This is a genomic window from Pseudomonas sp. Root562, assembly GCF_001427125.1.
Lineage (GTDB): Bacteria > Pseudomonadota > Gammaproteobacteria > Pseudomonadales > Pseudomonadaceae > Aquipseudomonas.
On sequence record NZ_LMGK01000006.1, the window covers coordinates 23431 to 39707 of the forward strand.

Here is a 16277-nt window from a genome sequence, read left to right on the forward strand (position 1 = left end):
CTGCCCCGGCCTCTTGTGGAGTTGAAATCGAAGGCGTTCGGATTTTGATTGAATGTCCGGGGCTCAAGGGCAATCAACGCCTTGGCAGCATACGGGTCAATGTGTTGTCGCCCACGTAGTAATGATGAAACAACCCCGCCGCCGCATGCAGGCCGATCAACCAATAACCGGCGCTGCCGAGCAGCTCGTGCCATTGCTTCAATTGCTTGGCCAGGTCAGGATCGACCGCCACCGGTGCTGGCAGGAAAAAACCGAAATACGGCATCGGTTTGCCGCCTGCTGCCAGCATCAGCCAGGCTAGCAATGGCGTGGCGATCATCAGGACATACAGCGCCAGATGCATCAGGTGAGAAATAGCGGTTTGCCAGGCGGGCAACGCTGGCGTGATGGGTGGGCGTGGTGTCAGTCGCCCGAGCAGACGGACCCAGACCAGGGCAAAGATGGCAAGACCGAACAGCCCGTGCAACCCGAGAAACAAACCCTTTAAAGGGTTGCCCCGTGGCAACAATCCCTTGGTTTCGATGCAAACGTATACGCCGACGAAAAGCGCCAGCATCAGCCAGTGCAAAGTGATCGACAGCCTTGTGTAGCGTTGTGTTGTTTTATCGCCAGTCATTTTTGGCCTCATGCAGGTAATAAACTGTCAACTCGATTGAACAGCGTGGGTTCGGCTATCGAGCCGACGGCTGTCACACTGCCCGCCAAGCCTTAAGGCAATCTGAAGACGATTTTGGTCAAACTTTTTTCACCTTCAGACTTCGTTAAGAAATGCGTTTGATACTTCTCCCAAATTGATCCGGGGGAGGTGTCTTTCAATGTCCGATTTCAACTGGAGTGTTCAGTTGCCGCTGCATTTCGGCCAAGCCGAAACGCCGCAGATGCGTCTGGTCAGAGCACTGCCCGACGACCCGCAACGGTGCACCTTCGAAAGTTTCATCCAGCAACGTTTTCGCCAGGCCCATGGTGCCGACATTCGCCATTTCATGCCGCAATTGTTTGGCATGAGCGATGCGCTCGGCGCGCTGCATGCGGTGGTGGGTGTACGTCTGGCAAGCGACGGACCGCTGTTTCTCGAGGGTTATCTGGATGAAGCGATTGATCCGCTGATCAGTGCTGCCGCGGATCAGGCCATAGTCCGTTCGGGTATCGTCGAGGTGGGCAATCTGGCGGCCAGCAGCACAGGAAGTGCTCGGCTGAGCATTATCGCGATGACTTATCTGCTGGCCAGGGGCGGTCTTGAGTGGGTGGCATTTACTGGAAACCTGGGGCTGGTAAACAGTTTTCATCGCTTGGGTTTGAAGCCAGTGACGCTGTGTGCCGCCGACCCTGCGCGGCTGGGCGAGGACCGCCACGCCTGGGGCAGTTACTACGAAAGCAAACCTTGGGTCCACGTTGGCAACATTCGGGCCGGGTTCGTTCATTTAAGCAACACAGGTCTGTTTAGCCGCTTGGGCTTGCCAACGTCCATGGAGGGGGCCTGTCATGTCGCCTGAAGTGGAACGTTTCAAACTGACCCTGCGCAACCATGCCGAGCGAAAATCCAATACCACCGCGCTATGGGACGATCAGCAAAAGCTGGACTATGCCACGCTGTATGCAGAGGTTGTTCATCGCCAGCAGCGCTTGCGCGATGAGCACGTCAAAGTGCTTGCATTGGCACTGGGCAATGGCATCGACGCCATGCTCTGGGACTTGGCTGCGTTGTTTGAAGGCTTGACCTGTGTGGCCTTGCCGCCGTTTTTCAGCCCGGCGCAACGGCAACATTGCCTGGAACAAAGCCAGGCCGAACGGGTGATCGCCGAGCCTTCATTGCAAGAGGAACTGCAAGCAGCGGGCTACCAGAAGAGTGGCGAGTTCTGGTGTCGCGCTTTCAACAGCCCGAGCCGTTTGCCTGAGGGCACTGCCAAACTGACGTTCACATCGGGCACGACAGGTACCCCCAAAGGTGTGTGCTTGAGCGCCGAGAGTATTCTGCGGGTCACCCGCGAATTGGACCAAGCCAGCAAGCCTACCGATCCGCAACACCACCTGGCCCTGCTGCCGTTGGCCATTTTGCTGGAAAACATTGGTTGTTATGCCGCGTTGTACGCGGGTGCCACCTTGAGTCTGCCAAGCCAGGAGACACTGGGTATTCAAGGCGCCAGCGGTGTGAATGTACCGCTGCTGCTGGGATGCCTGGCCAGTCGATGCCCTCACAGTCTGATTCTGGTGCCACAGCTGCTGCTAATACTGGTCAGCGCTGCCGAGCAGAAAGCCTTTGATCCCCGGCATTTGCGTTTTGCCGCCGTGGGAGGGGCCCGGGTTTGCGAAGATTTGCTGCGGCGTGCCGAGCGTGTGGGCATTGCGGTCTACGAAGGTTACGGGTTGTCGGAGTGTGCGTCGGTGGTGTGTCTCAATCGTCCGCAAGCACGGCGTCTCGGCAGTGTCGGGCGGCCATTGTCCCATGTGCAGATTAGCCTGGCCGACGACGGCGAAGTGTTGATCAAGGGGGCGACCCTGCTGGGCTATCTGGGGGACGCACCGAATACCGCCCAGTGGTGGCCCAGCGGTGATCTCGGTGAGTTCGACGCCGACGGGTTTCTATACATCAAGGGCCGCAAGAAGCATCAATTCGTCACCAGTTTCGGGCGCAATGTGAACCCCGAATGGGTCGAGGCCGAATTGACCCAGCGCCGCCATATCGCCCAGGCCTTCGTCTACGGCGAAGCCATGCCACGCAACCATGCGCTGCTCTGGCCCCATCATCCCGACTGCACTGACGAACAACTGGCCGCCGCCGTGGCCCAGGCCAACGAGGCTTTGCCCGATTACGCCCGGGTCCACCACTGGACTCGCCTTAACCAACCGTTCACCGCCACCAATGGCTTGCTGACAGCCAATGGTCGACCCCGCCGGGACGCCATCGTCGAGCGTTACCGGGCGCAACTGAGCGAATCTGCATTTTCCGAGGAATCCGCGCCATGAGTTTTTTTGAAACCCTGCAACAAGCCACTCACCAAGAACGCTTGACGTTGTTCAACCTGCCGATCATTCGCAATGCGTTGCAGGGCAACGTCAGCCTCGAAAGCTACCGGGCCTTTCTGACGCAGGCCTATTACCACGTACGCCATACCGTGCCGTTGATGATGGCCTGCGGTGCACGCCTGCCATTGCGCCTGGAATGGCTGCGTGAAGCGGTGTGCGAATACATCGAAGATGAGTACGGTCATGAAAAATGGATACTCGATGACATCGAGACTTGTGGCGGTGACAGGGATGCCGTGCGCGACGGCCGCCCGTCCTTGCCTATCGAATTGATGGTCGGTTTCCTTTACGACCTGATTGCCCGAGACAACCCGGTAGGACTGTTCGGCATGGTCAATGTGCTTGAAGGCACCAGCATTGCCCTGGCCACCCACGCCGCCAGCAGCATTCGCGAACGCCTGGACCTGCCGGAAAGCGCCTTCAGCTACCTCAGTTCCCACGGCTCTCTGGATATCGAGCACATGCAGACCTACCGGCGACTGATGGACACCCTGGATGATCCGGATGACCAGGCCGCCGTCATTCATGCATCGAAAGTGGTCTATAAGCTATACGCCGACATGTTCCGTGGCTTGCCGGGCGACGGGGAGAACCGCCATGCGCCTGTCTGAAGCTCGAGTCGTGTTGACCGGTGCCAGCGGTGGCATCGGCCTGGCCATCGCCACCGCCCTGTGTGCCAGTGGTGCCCATGTGCTGGCGGTGGCTCGACATAGGGAGCCGTTGGATGCGTTGCTTAAACGCTACCCGAATAATCTGTGCTGGGTAGGCGCCGATCTGACCGTCGCCGCCGAGCGCCGGGAGGTACAGGCAGAAGCCGAAAGCATGGGCGGCATCAACTTGTTGATCAATGCCGCCGGCGTCAATCATTTCGCCATGCTCGAACAACTCGATGACAACGAGATCAACGCGATGTTGGCGGTGAACATCAGCGCGCCGATCTGTCTGACCAAAATCCTGCTGCCGATGCTCAAGCAAGCTGACAGCGCCATGGTGGTAAACGTCGGTTCGACGTATGGCTCCATTGGCTACGCCGGATACGCCAATTATTGCGCCAGCAAGTTTGCCCTGCGCGGGTTTTCCGAAGCCCTGCGCCGGGAGCTGGCCGACACGCGGGTCAGCGTCCTCTACGTTGCCCCGCGAGCCACCCGCACCAGCATGCACAGTCCGGCAGCCCAGGCGCTGAACGATGCGCTCAAGGCCAATGTCGACGATCCGCGAACCGTGGCGACCGCGGTGATTCATGCCATTGCCGGTGACCGTCGCGACTTGTACCTGGGATGGCCGGAACGTTTTTTCGTGCACCTCAACAGTTTGCTACCGCACCTGGTGGACCGTGGCTTGCGCAAGCAATTGCCGCTGATCCGCCGCTTGAGCCAGAAAACAGACCAGGAGAATCTCAAACCATGAAATACATCATCGCATGCCTGCTGCTTGGCGCCTTCAGCCAGGGCGCCTGGGCGCTGGACGCTGCCGATCAGCAGCGCCTGAACGATATCCAGCAAAGCTGGGCACATATTCAGTACGAAGTGCCGGAAGGGCAGCGAACCGCCGCGTTCGAAAAGCTCGCTGCACAAGCCTCACGCTTCACTCAGGAGCGCCAATCGGTTGCTGAAGCGTGGATTTGGTCCGGCATCGTCACCAGCAGTTGGGCCGGTGCCCAGGGAGGGCTGGGGGCGCTGGGCAAGGTCAAGGAAGCCAAGGCCGATCTGGAAAAGGCACTGGCGATTGACCCCAAAGCGCTGCAGGGCTCAGCCTACACCAGCCTCGGCGCGCTGTATGATCGTGTACCGGGATGGCCCATCGGTTTTGGCGACTCGGACAAAGCCGGGGAGTTTCTCGAACTGGCCCTGCGCATGAACCCCAATGGTATCGATAGCCTGTACTTCTGGGGTGATCACCTCTACCGTCAAAAGCGTTACGTTGAAGCCAGGGCTGCGCTACAAAAAGCACTGCTGGCGGCGCCTAGACCCGGACGCGAAACCGCCGATGCCGGGCGTCGCAAGGAAATCGAAGCACTGTTGGTGGACGTAAACAAGAAACTTGGCTGACAGGAGTCCATGTGCGTTTATTACTGATAGAGGATGACGTGGCCCTCGGCGAAGGGATATCTCAATCCCTGGGTCGCGAGGGTTACACCGTCGACTGGTTGCAGGACGGCAGCAGCGCATTGCATTCGCTGCTCAGCGAAACCTTCGATCTGGTGGTGCTCGACCTCGGCCTGCCGCGCATGGACGGTCTGCAGGTATTGCGGCGTTTGCGTGACAGTGGCTCCAACCTGCCGGTGCTGATCCTTACCGCGCGCGATGCCACCGAAGACCGTATCGCCGGGCTGGATGCCGGGGCCGATGATTACCTGATCAAGCCTTTTGACCTGGCGGAATTGAAAGCTCGCCTGCGTGCGCTTTTGCGCAGAAGCGCCGGGCGCGCGCAATCGACGATCGAGCACGCGGGCATCAGCCTTAATCCCGGCACTCAGCAAGTCAGCTATAAGGGCGAGCCCGTGGCCCTGACGCCCAAGGAATACCAACTGCTGCACGAACTGCTTTCGCCGCCCGGGCGGGTGATGACTCGCGACCATTTGATGCAACTGCTGTACGGCTGGAGCGAGGAAGCCGAAAGCAACACGCTGGAAGTTCACATCCATCATTTGCGCAAGAAATTCTCCACCGACCTGATCCGCACCATCCGTGGTGTCGGTTATCTGGTGGAGGAGCGCGGATGACTTCGATCAGGCGGCGCACCCTGACGCTGATCATCGGCCTGATGCTGGCCGGCCTGGCCGTGATCAGCCTGCTCAACCTGCACGACAGCAACCACGAAATCGCCGAAGTCTATGACGCACAACTGGCCCAGAACGCCCGGCTGCTGCAAGGCGTGATGCGCATGCCCATGACCGGCAAAGAACATGCTGATTTGTACCAGGCTTTCAATCAGGCCCTGAGCGAAGCGGTGCCAAGGGTCGACGGCCATCCCTACGAGACGAAGATTGCCTTTCAAGTCTGGAACGCCAGTAACGAAGTACTGGTACACACCGCTAGCGCGCCGTCTTTCAACCCACCGCCAAGGACGCCAGGCTTCAGCGATGTCGTCGACTTGAGCAATCGCCGCTGGCGTGCCTTTCTGCTCGAAGACAAGCAAAACGGTTTGCGCATCTGGGTAGGGGAGAGAGACGACGTCCGCTCGGACCTGGTCGACCGAATTGTGCGCCATACGTTGTGGCCCAATATTCTGGGAAGCCTGATGCTGGCTGCCATGATCTGGTTGGCCATTGGCTGGGGCTTGCAGCCGCTGGTCAACATGGCCGCGACATTACGGGCCAGGCACCCTGGCTCGCTCGAGCCCTTGCAATTTACGCCGTTGCCCACGGAGCTTGAACCCATGCAGGCAGCGCTCAACCGAATGCTCGCGCAGATTCAGGAAGTGCTGGGGCGTGAGCGACGATTCGTCGCTGACGCCGCCCACGAAATGCGCACACCACTGGCCGTGCTCAGGGTCCATGCGCAGAACCTACTGGAGGCAGGGAGCGAAGCTGATCGTCGCACATCACTTGAACACCTCATCGCTGGCGTGGACCGTACCAGTCGGCTGGTCAATCAATTGCTCACGATGGCCCGCATCGAACCCCAGGCAGGCACGCAAACACCCGCGCCGATCGATCTGGTTGCCACCGTTCGTGAGAGCCTTGTTCAGTTGACGCCCTGGTTGTTGAGCAAGGAGCTCGAACTGGTTTTCGATGTCACCGCCGACATCCAGCCTGTGAGAGTAGACCCGGCTGTCATTGATATTGCCTTGAACAACCTGGTCACCAATGCGGCGAATTTCTCCCCGCTGCATGGCGTGATCACGGTGAGGCTGAGCAAAAAGGACAATCGCTACGAACTCAGCGTCGAAGACGAGGGGCCGGGAATCAACGAAGAAGATCGCGATCGACTTTTCGAGCGTTTTTACAGTCGCGGAAACGACCAGGGTGCAGGTTTGGGGCTGGCTATCGTTCAGACAATTGCGGAACGCTTGGGAGGGCAAATCAGATTAGAGAATCGTATCCCTGCAGGACTGCGCGCAACATTGGAGATTTGTCGTTTCTGACCCGGCCTTTCATGTTTCGATGGCCGATTTCTCTCCGGTGCGGTGCGAGCCCTTGGGCCTGAGCGAACAATGCGGGCGTCGTCTTCCGACGCCCAAGCTTCCAGCGTGTCGGCAGAGACGGCGGTGCTGGAGCCAAAGCTGATTGACCCGCAGCACCTGCAACCAGGCTGGGATTACTTCATTTTCGCCAGCATGGCCACGGCGACTGCCTTGGCCGACTGTGGGTTCTGGCCGGAAATGACTTCGCGATCCTCGACCACGTTCTCGCTCCATGGCTTGGCTTCGGAGAAGTTCGCACCGGCTGCCATCAGGCCATCCTGCGGGAACAGTTTCATATGACCGCCACCGAGGAAACCTTTGGCCTGCTCTTCTTCCGCGTCGGTGAAGGCGGTGACTTTGTAGCCCTTGTAAATCCAGTTGGCTGGCGCTGCCGGCTGCTTGCCCGATTCCAGCGCAGAGACAAAACCGCGCGCGTCCGGGATCGCCGACAACATGGCTATGGTGCCATGGCAGGTGAAGCCGGTGACTTTGCCTTTTTCATGGAAGTTGGTCAGCAGTTGGCCCAGTTGCTTGTCCTTGAGCAGATCCTGCATCGGGACATGGCCGCCAGGCACGAATACGGCATCGAACTTGTCGTAGCCGATTTTCTGAACCTGCGCGAAGCTGATTGCTGGCGAGTCGCTCTTCGAGGTCAGCTTCAGCGTGGCCAGCAGCGCGAGACTTTCCTGACGGGCCTTTTCATCGCCGCCCCAGAAGTTCACATCATTGGATTTCTCGTCCGCCGTTGGCGCCTTGCCGCTAGGGGTGGCAAATACAACGGTTTGACCCGCGGCAATGAAAGTCTGCACCGGTTGCATTAATTCGTTCAGGAAGAAACCTGTCTGCATGACCTTACCGTCTTTCAGGTCCAGTTGAGCCTGATCCGACAGGACAACCAATACCGTGCCGGCATTGGCATAGTTAGTGGCAGCGGCGAGCAGGGCGGCAATAATGGTTTTTTTCACGGGATGCTCCAGCAGGGATGGTTTGATGGAGTCATCTTATTGCTAGATCTGGCGGTGGTAGAGACCAATAATTGAATTTCACTTATTACATTGAGTAATCAATTGTAGGGAACGTTGGCGCCGAAAATCAGTGCTGGGTTGTGTTGGCCGTCGCAGTAATGGCAGCTTCAACCAATTCGCAAATGAAATGAACAGCAGGAGGGGGCGAAAAACATTGATATGCACGCGTAGACAATACATTTTTCAATTGTTTCGATCTCGAGCAGGCTCGCTCCTGCGGGCGCGTTGTTTGGCGTTTTAAACGTCGTTGTGGATTTGTGTTTAAGCGTCCTCAGGCTTTCTTCCAGAAAGCCACAAAACCTTGCGCCGTTGCCTACGGTTACGCCAGAATCCGCCGGCTTGTGCGTCTTGGGGCTGCTCGGTAACTTGATTCGCGTCACTGCACATCAGTGATCGGGTTTCGCAGCCCGGTAATCTCTAGGCGCACATCGTCTACCGTCCCTGAGCAGATCGTCAGGTCTGCCTCTCATGTCATGGCGGCTGTGCGTGGGAGACCTTCGGGTCTGCCAGGTTCCTAGAGTCCTGGTCTGCGAACCCGCGTACAGTTGCCACCTAACTTTCGTTTCGCAGCGAATGGTGTCAGCTCCATTTCTCTAGGAGTTTCATCATGATCAAACCGACGCCCTATCCCCCGGAAAACGATCCAGTTTCCCCCTACGAATCCGACTCGAAAAAGCTCAACGACGCCGCCGAGCGGGACGAATTTATTATTCTAAAAATAGATCTGTCCCCTTTTTCATTTTTTTCATTCTGACCACCGATTGCCTCGGAATTCACCAGCACCATACTCGGCAGAGAACGGGCAAAAGTGGACGGTCGCCTACTCTGGCAACTGAGCAAATCACAGCCTTGATCAGCTCAGTCGCTCATACCGGAGGTAACCATGGGAATCGGTTTCCATGCATGAGAAGCCTGCTCTCTGGTACATGAGTGCGGCTGGATTATCGGGTCGCACGCTTAAACGCAGATAAGCAAATCCATTTTGCTTAGCGGTGGCCGCGTAAGCGTTGAGCAGCGATAGGCCAACGCCGTTCCGCCTGTAGACCTGGCTGACGTTGATGGTGCAGAGCTCCGCGTAATCTTGTTCGGGTGTCCACAACGAGTAACCGGCAAACTGCTCGTCAATGATCGCAACCGTCAATCGATCGAAGTTTTCAACCCATCGAGTGAGGTGACGCTCCAACTGTAGCCGCCAGGTATCTTCGTGAGTGGGCTCCCAAGACCGAATGTAGTCCTGCTCTCCCCGGTATATCGAAGGAAGATCGGTCACGTGGGCTTGCCTCAAAATGAGGGTCATCTGAACGCCTCCTGCGTGTTGAGCATGGGGATTTACCGCGTGATATGACGCGGAAATCCGGCTTTGTGATGTTCGGGGTTATCGACCGCTTTCAAGTGGTAGTGACGGCAAAAATCACGTTCAACTTACGACCACCGCACAGAAAGGGAGCAGGCTTAACGTGCGTCCCTTTCTGTGCTGTTTGCAGCGCGGCGCATCCCGGCGCCTAGATAACTCAGAAGCTGTACTTGGCGGTCAGCATCAAATTGCGCGGGGCACCGTAGCTGTCGCCACCATAGCTAACGGAGTTGGAGATGGAGGAGTAGTACTTGCGGTCGAAAATATTGTTGGCATTGAGTTGCAGGTCTAGGTTCTGGTTGACCTGGTAACCGGTCATCAGATCGGTAACGGCGTAGGCACCCTGCTTGAGCCGGTAGCTGCTGCCATCGAGCAACTCGATGTCGTTGTACATACGGCTCTGCCAGGAGACGTTGCCGCCGACGCGCAGTTTCTCCAGCTGGCCTTGGAAGCGGTAGGTGGTGGCCAGCTTGAACAGGTGCTCAGGGGTATCGGTGTCAAAGCGCTGGTTCACGGTCTGCGGGTTGGCGTCATCCTTGATGGTGTGCACGCGGGCGTAGGTATAGCCACCGCCGATCTGCCAATTTTCGGTAAGAGCGCCTTGCAATTCAAAGTCGATGCCCTGGCTGCGAATCTCGCCTGAGGCCTCATAGCAGGAAGACTGTGGGCAGTTTTCCACGAACACCTGCACTGCGCGGTTTTCCTGGTCGACACGGAACAAGGCCAGGCTTGCATTCAACGCACCGTCGAAGTATTCGCCTTTGATGCCGACCTCGTAGTTCTTGCCGACGATCGGCTTGACGGGGGTCGCGGAGGTGTCTTTAGAACTCTGTGGAGTGAATATATCGCTGTAGCTGACGTAGACCGAATGATGGTCGTCCAGGTCGTAAATCAAGCCTGCATAACGGGTGACGTTGCGGGTGACCTTGTAGTCTCCATCGCCGTCACGGTTGTCGTAATCATACCAATCCAGACGTCCGCCAAGGATCAGCTTCAGCGGGTCGGCCAGGCTTAGGCGAGTGGTCATGTACACGCCGTCTTGGGTGGTGACTTCGCGGCTATTGTCAGTGTGGACAAAGTTTGGCTTGCCGGCGTTGATCGGCCAGTTGGTGTCGTACGGGTCGTAGTTGTGGGTGGTCATGTCGTAGATGCGCTTGCTGGCACCCACCACCAGCTCGTGTGTCCGCCCGAACGCTTCGAATGGGCCACTGACAAAGGCGTCCACGCCGGCCTGGTTTTCATCGTGGGCCGACTGGTAGACGGTTCGGGCCAGCGTGTTGTTGACCCAGCGCGACTGGTAAGAACCGGTGAACAGCGCGTTCTGTTCAGAGTAGTTGGCGTTGACCTGAAGATTCCAGTCATTGGCCAGGCGCTGACGCACTTCGGCGAAAATGGTGTTGATCTCCTGATCCTTGTTCTCCCAGTCGGTACCCGGGTTGTACGAGCGCGGCAGGTTCAGGTGGTGGCCGTCGAGGCCGATCATCGAGGCGCCCCAGAAGTAGTTGGTCTTGTCTTTCTGGTGGGAGAAACCCAGGGTCAGGGTGGTGTCATCACTCAGGTCTGCTTCAGTGACCGCGTAGAACAGGCCGTGATCTTCCTCGACATCATCAATGAAGCTGTTGGCGTCTCGGTACGAAGTGACTACCCGCCCGCGCAAGGTGCCACTGTCGTTAAGCGGGCTGGAAGCGTCGATCTCGCCACGGTAGTCGTCCCAGCTGCCGGCGGCACCGGTCAAGGTGACCTTCTGCTCGGCGAGGGGCCGCTTGCGTATCAGGTTGATGGCCGCCGAAGGGTTTCCTGCACCGGTGACCAGCCCGGTCGCACCGCGCACAATTTCGACCCGGTCGAACATCGCCAGGTTCGGCTGGGCGCCGACCGTCCAACCTTGGTAGCCACTCGGGATACCGTCATACATGAGGTTATCGATGTCGAAACCACGCGCCGAGTAGGTCTGCCGGCCGGGGCCGCTGGAAAAGTCCAAAAACAGGCCTGGTGTGGCCTTCACCACATCGTTGATGCTGGTCATGGCCTGATCGTCCATGCGTTGCCGGGTGATGACGGTCACCGCCTGAGGGGTCTCACGCATGGTCAGCGGCAGCTTGGTCGCGGTTTGCATGGGGCCAGTGGTGTAGGAGCCGGTACCTTCCGTAGTGCTGCCCAGTTGAGTGGCACCGATTTCGGTGGCGCCGAGCTCTAGAGTGCTGGACGGGGCGGCATTTTCGGACGTTGTCTGAAGCGCTTCTTCCGCTGAGACGGTGGTGATACTGGCCATGCAGATAGCCAGTGCCAACAGGTTAGGAGAAAGGTTCGAACGGCGGTGAATGGTGTGAAACGACATCAATCTGCTTCCCCAAGTGATACAAAACGAATCTGATGCGAGTGCGTGTAAGAACTATTCGCATTAGCATGTCAGATCGAGTGTCTTGAAGAAAGCTTTACGAGTCAGTTAGTTAACAAAATTTTCACATTTGCTGATTTCTATGCGGGCATGAAAAATCCGGGAAGGCCTCCCAAAATGTGTGAGGGGTGCAAGTTAGAGGGTGTAGAGGTTGACTGCTATTGACCGTCCTAAAGATTACGTACTGCTGAGTTATACGAAGCATGAAAGCTCCGCCAGACACTTGGGAGTCGAGTTCAATAACGCGAGGTCTGCCTATCCCTGTAAATGGTGATCCCGCAAACGATTCACCAGGGTCGAGTTCCGTCTGTATGGTGTCCCGTTAGAAATCCACTGCCTGCTTTATGCCACTTATGACAGCTTTAAACTCGTCGCGTCGTGATCAGAATTGACGATGATCAAACGCGAAGTATTGACGCCTTTCTGATAAAACACTCGAGGCAGTGCGGCTGCTTGCACGTGATTTAGAATATGCATATGCTCTTTTAGATGTTGATTCTTAATCTGTTTCACTCTCAACTAGCTTCTTTTTGACAGGTGAGAGCTGATGTCCGAGCGGTGTGATGTTGCGATTTTGGGCCTGGGTGCCATGGGCGCTGCAACGGTGTATCAGTTGTCGAAGGCCGGTGTGAGTGTTGTTGGTATCGACCGCTATCACCCACCTCACAATCAGGGCTCTAGCCACGGCGATACGCGTATTACTAGGCTTTCGGTCGGTGAGGGCGCGCAGTACGTTCCCATCGTGCGCAACTCCCACCGCATCTGGCGCGCGCTTGAGGAATTGTCGGGGGAGTCGCTGTTCGAACAGTCGGGCCTACTGGCGCTGACCTCGAGTCCCGAGTTTGACCCCAACGACAAAACTGACTTCACCTTGCGTACCATCGGCTTGGCGCAGACATATGGCATCGAGCACGAAGTCTTGTCCGCCGAGCAGATTCGCCAGCGCTTTCCCCAGTTTGCCAACGTGCACGACAATGCCATCGGCTATTTCGAGCCTGGTGGAGGCTTTGTACGCCCTGAACGTTGCATCGACGTGCAGCTCAAGCTGGCCGAACAGCACGGCGCGATCCTGTACAAAGGCGAGACCGTCACCGCGATTAGCTCGAATGAGCAGGGTGTTGAAGTCACCACGAACTTGCGGACGCTCTTTGCCAACAAGCTAGTGATCAGCGCCGGCAACTGGAGCAGCGAATTGCTGGGCAAGCCGTTTGACAGCCTGCTCAGTGTCTACCGGCAGAAGCTGTTCTGGTTCGAGCTGGAGGAGAGCGCCGGGCTGGTGGGCCACTCACCGACGTTTATCCTCACCCACGGTCGCGGCGACGACAAAATCAATTATGGCTTCCCCGCGTTACACGGCGAGGGCAGCCTGAAAATCGCTACCGCGCAGTACCACACTACCTCGTTGCCACAATCAATGGATCGTACAGTCTCGGCTGCCGAAGAGCAGGACATGTATGAGCACCAGGTGCACAGCCGCATCGCCGGTGTTACCTCGAAGGTGGTCAAGTCTGCTGTCTGCGCCTACACCGTTACGCCGGATCGCCATTTCATCATCGACGAGCATCCGTCGTTGCTGCACACCTTGGTGGTGTCAGCCTGTTCCGGCCACGGTTTCAAACATTCCGCTGCACTTGGCGAGGCGTTTGCGCAGTGGTGCATGCGCGGCTCGACCGACCTGGATCTCTCTTCTTTTTCCCTGAAACGCTTCGAAGGTAAATTATCGTGAAACGCGTCGCTCTCTCCGTTGCACTGCTCGTCGCAGCCATGGGTTCTGCCTATGCCGAAACCCTGAAAATCGCAGTGGTGCCTGTGCCCCATGCCGAGATCCTGGAATTCCTCAAACCTGAGCTTGCCAAAGAAGGGGTGACGTTGGATGTCAAAGTCTTCTCTGACTATATCCAGCCAGACCGGCAAACGGATGAAGGTTTGTTGGACGCCAATTACTTCCAGAGTAAGCCGTACTACGAGGCGTATAAAAAAGATCGCCCAAGCAGCGATCAAGTGCCAATCGTGGCCGTGCACATCGAACCGTTCGGTGCCTATTCGAAAAAGATCAAATCCATTAGTGAGCTCAAGGATGGCGCCACCATCGCCATTCCCAACGACCCGACCAACTCCGGTCGTGCGCTGCTGCTGATCGCCAAGCAAGGCCTGATTACCCTCAAGGATCCCGATAACATCATGGCTACTCGCCTCGACATCGTCAGCAACCCCAAACACCTGAAATTTCAGGAGCTGGAAGCGGCCATGCTACCGCGCGTGCTTAACCAGGTCGACCTGGCATTGATCAACGCTAATTACGCGCTGGAAGCGAAGCTTGAGCCTCATAAGGATGCTCTGTTTATTGAAAGCTCGGAGTCACCGTACGCCAATTACCTGTACGTACGTCGCGACAAGGCGAACGCTCCGGCCGTATTGAAACTTGGCGCGTTGCTCAATTCGCCTGAAGTGAAGAAGTTCATCCTTGAGCGCTATCACGGCGATGTCGTGCCTGCCTTTTGACGAAAGTAGGCTTACGCCAATTACAAACTTTTTTTTATTTAGTGTACGGTTAGGAGACTAACCAACTAGAGACCTCTCATGTCCAAGCTCGCAGAATTCCGTCAGCTCGAAAAACACTTGGCTGAACAGCTTCAAGCGCTCGAAGCCCTGAAGGGTGACGCTGGCCTCAAGAAAGAAATCGAATTCGAAACCAAGCTGCGAGCCCTGCTTGCCGAGTACAGCTACAGCCTGCCGAACGTGATCAACCTGCTTGATCCGAAGTCTGGTCGTCGCGCACCGACAGTCGAGTCCAAGTCTGGTAGCCGCAAACCTCGCCAGGTGAAGGTCTACAAAAATCCTCACACTGGTGAAGTCGTCGAAACCAAAGGCGGCAACCACAAGACTTTGAAAGAGTGGAAAGCTGAGCACGGCTCCGAAACAGTCGAGTCTTGGCTGACCAAGTGAGTATGGTTTGAGTACAAGAAAGGGCCCCTTCGAGGGCCCTTTTTTGTTATCGATTTTTAATCAATCTAGGGTGTTGGTATTTTCAGTTACCACCTTAGATCCGTTAAAGCGCTGCCTCCAGATTACGCCCAAACACTCTCTTGTATTCGGCCTTGGCAGTCTGTTCGGTAAACTCCCCCGACCACTTCGACACCACAACGGTCGCTACGCTGTTGCCGATGGTGTTGCAGGTCGCGATGGCCATGGACATGAAGCGATACACCCCGAACAGCAATGCCAGTCCTTCCACTGGCAGTACGCCGATTGCCGTCACCGTGGCGGCGAACACAACGAAACTCCCACCGGAAACCGCTGCTGCACCCTTGGACGTGACTAGCATGATGGCGATAGTACCCAGTTGTTGCTCCCAGCTCATCGGCACGCCGTAGGCGTTGGCGATGAACAACACGCAGAGCGACATGTAAATGGAGGTGCCATCGAGGTTGAAGGCGTAACCGGTAGGCAAGACCAAACCGACGCTCTGCTTGGAGCAACCGAATTTTTCCAGTTTCTGCAGCAGGCGTGGCAGGGCGCTTTCCGAGGACGCCGTTCCCAAGACAATGAAAATCTCATCTTTGATGTACTTGAGGAATCGCCATAGGCTGAAGCCTGAAATACGGCAGACGGCACCCAGCACCACGAAAATGAAGAACGCGACACTGACGTAGAACATCAGCACCAGATTGGCCAGCGACATCAGCACCGCGCTGCCATTGCTGCCGACGGCGTAGGCTACCGAACCGAAGGCGCCGAGCGGAGCGAACTTCATGATCAGGTTGATGAACTCGAAGAAGCATTCGGAGACGCGGCTCAAGCCGTCCTCAATCACGCTGCGACGCTCGGGCTTGAGGGCCAGCAGGGCGAAGCCGAATAGTACCGAGATCACCAGCACCTGCAGTAGTTGTCCGCCAGCGAAGGCACCGACAAAGTTGTCCGGGAAAATCCCGTAGATGAAATCCATCGTCGAGGCAGGTGCGTGACCCTTGGCGACTGCCGCACTGGCCGCCGCTGCCGTCGCGCTGCTCGGATGAGCATCGTGCATGCCCGAGCCGATGTTCAGCAGATTGCCCCACAGCAGACCGATGGCCAAGGCTATGGTAGAAACGATTTCGAAATAGATCAGCGCGCGCAAGCCGACCTTGCCAACCCGCTTGATATCGCCTGCCGAGGCGATGCCATGAACAACGGTAAAAAACACCAAAGGAGCTACGGCAGTCTTGATCAGCTTGAGGAAGATATCGCCGAGGATCTTGAACTTGGCCGCCAGTTCCGGAGCCATGAAGCCGAAGGCAATACCCAGCACCATGGCGGCAATGACCTGGAAGGTCAGGTCTTTGTAGAACGGCTTTTTGTTGATAGTGGTCAT

The 16277-nt window shown here is 57.0% G+C and carries 15 protein-coding genes and 1 pseudogene; 11 read left to right on the forward strand and 5 right to left on the reverse strand.

The window, feature by feature from the left end; genetic code table 11:
- Window positions 1–73 precede the first annotated feature (73 nt).
- On the reverse strand, window positions 74–616 hold the full coding sequence (locus ASD60_RS07105) for a cytochrome b (RefSeq protein WP_056853320.1): 543 nt from the start codon (window positions 614–616) through the stop codon (window positions 74–76).
- Between the two features lie 199 nt (window positions 617–815).
- Between ASD60_RS07105 and ASD60_RS07110 the strand changes: the two genes are divergently transcribed.
- Genes ASD60_RS07110 through ASD60_RS07140 form a run of 7 tightly spaced genes read left to right on the forward strand, consistent with a single transcriptional unit; the run spans window position 816 to window position 7110 of the window.
- The gene (locus ASD60_RS07110) at window positions 816–1493 is read left to right on the forward strand and encodes a thermostable hemolysin (protein WP_056853321.1); all 678 of its coding nucleotides are present in this window, start codon (window positions 816–818) and stop codon (window positions 1491–1493) included.
- On the forward strand, window positions 1483–2964 hold the full coding sequence (locus ASD60_RS07115; RefSeq protein ID WP_056853322.1) for an AMP-binding protein: 1482 nt from the start codon (window positions 1483–1485) through the stop codon (window positions 2962–2964). The genes ASD60_RS07110 and ASD60_RS07115 overlap by 11 nt, the downstream gene beginning before the upstream one ends.
- Window positions 2961–3635, forward strand: a complete 675-nt coding sequence (locus tag ASD60_RS07120) for a TenA family transcriptional regulator (protein ID WP_056853323.1) — start codon at window positions 2961–2963, stop codon at window positions 3633–3635. The genes ASD60_RS07115 and ASD60_RS07120 overlap by 4 nt, the downstream gene beginning before the upstream one ends.
- Entirely contained in the window at window positions 3622–4431 is an 810-nt protein-coding gene (locus tag ASD60_RS07125) for an SDR family oxidoreductase (protein ID WP_056853324.1), read from the forward strand. The genes ASD60_RS07120 and ASD60_RS07125 overlap by 14 nt, the downstream gene beginning before the upstream one ends.
- A complete protein-coding gene (locus tag ASD60_RS07130) occupies window positions 4428–5072 on the forward strand; it encodes a tetratricopeptide repeat protein (RefSeq protein ID WP_056853325.1) in 645 nt (214 codons plus the stop codon). The genes ASD60_RS07125 and ASD60_RS07130 overlap by 4 nt, the downstream gene beginning before the upstream one ends.
- Before the next feature lie 11 nt (window positions 5073–5083).
- The gene (locus ASD60_RS07135; protein WP_056853326.1) at window positions 5084–5746 is read left to right on the forward strand and encodes a response regulator; all 663 of its coding nucleotides are present in this window, start codon (window positions 5084–5086) and stop codon (window positions 5744–5746) included.
- A complete protein-coding gene (locus tag ASD60_RS07140) occupies window positions 5743–7110 on the forward strand; it encodes a sensor histidine kinase (RefSeq protein ID WP_056853327.1) in 1368 nt (455 codons plus the stop codon). The genes ASD60_RS07135 and ASD60_RS07140 overlap by 4 nt, the downstream gene beginning before the upstream one ends.
- A gap of 173 nt (window positions 7111–7283) precedes the next feature.
- Here the strand turns inward: ASD60_RS07140 and ASD60_RS07145 are convergent, their stop codons facing one another.
- Window positions 7284–8114, reverse strand: a complete 831-nt coding sequence (locus tag ASD60_RS07145) for a type 1 glutamine amidotransferase domain-containing protein (RefSeq protein WP_056853328.1) — start codon at window positions 8112–8114, stop codon at window positions 7284–7286.
- Between the two features lie 667 nt (window positions 8115–8781).
- On the opposite strand from ASD60_RS07145, the pseudogene ASD60_RS29815 reads away from it, so the two are divergent.
- Window positions 8782–8871, forward strand: a pseudogene (locus ASD60_RS29815) (DUF6124 family protein); the annotation flags it as partial.
- A gap of 156 nt (window positions 8872–9027) precedes the next feature.
- Here ASD60_RS29815 and ASD60_RS07150 read toward each other — a convergent pair.
- Together ASD60_RS07150 and ASD60_RS07155 are read right to left on the reverse strand one after the other, a co-directional pair.
- Window positions 9028–9471, reverse strand: coding sequence for a GNAT family N-acetyltransferase (locus ASD60_RS07150; RefSeq protein ID WP_056853329.1), 444 nt, complete (start codon window positions 9469–9471; stop codon window positions 9028–9030).
- A 214-nt stretch (window positions 9472–9685) separates the two neighbouring features.
- Complete coding sequence (locus ASD60_RS07155; protein ID WP_056853330.1) at window positions 9686–11866, reverse strand: TonB-dependent siderophore receptor; 2181 nt, start codon at window positions 11864–11866, stop codon at window positions 9686–9688.
- 607 nt (window positions 11867–12473) lie between these two features.
- On the opposite strand from ASD60_RS07155, the gene solA reads away from it, so the two are divergent.
- The 3 genes from solA (at window position 12474) to ASD60_RS07170 (ending at window position 14872) form a co-directional block, all read left to right on the forward strand.
- Complete coding sequence (gene solA, locus ASD60_RS07160; protein WP_056853331.1) at window positions 12474–13652, forward strand: N-methyl-L-tryptophan oxidase; 1179 nt, start codon at window positions 12474–12476, stop codon at window positions 13650–13652.
- The gene (locus ASD60_RS07165; RefSeq protein WP_080758108.1) at window positions 13649–14428 is read left to right on the forward strand and encodes a MetQ/NlpA family ABC transporter substrate-binding protein; all 780 of its coding nucleotides are present in this window, start codon (window positions 13649–13651) and stop codon (window positions 14426–14428) included. The genes solA and ASD60_RS07165 overlap by 4 nt, the downstream gene beginning before the upstream one ends.
- Before the next feature lie 78 nt (window positions 14429–14506).
- On the forward strand, window positions 14507–14872 hold the full coding sequence (locus ASD60_RS07170) for a histone-like nucleoid-structuring protein, MvaT/MvaU family (protein ID WP_056853332.1): 366 nt from the start codon (window positions 14507–14509) through the stop codon (window positions 14870–14872).
- A gap of 103 nt (window positions 14873–14975) precedes the next feature.
- Here the strand turns inward: ASD60_RS07170 and dctA are convergent, their stop codons facing one another.
- Entirely contained in the window at window positions 14976–16277 is a 1302-nt protein-coding gene (dctA, locus tag ASD60_RS07175; RefSeq protein WP_056853333.1) for a C4-dicarboxylate transporter DctA, read from the reverse strand.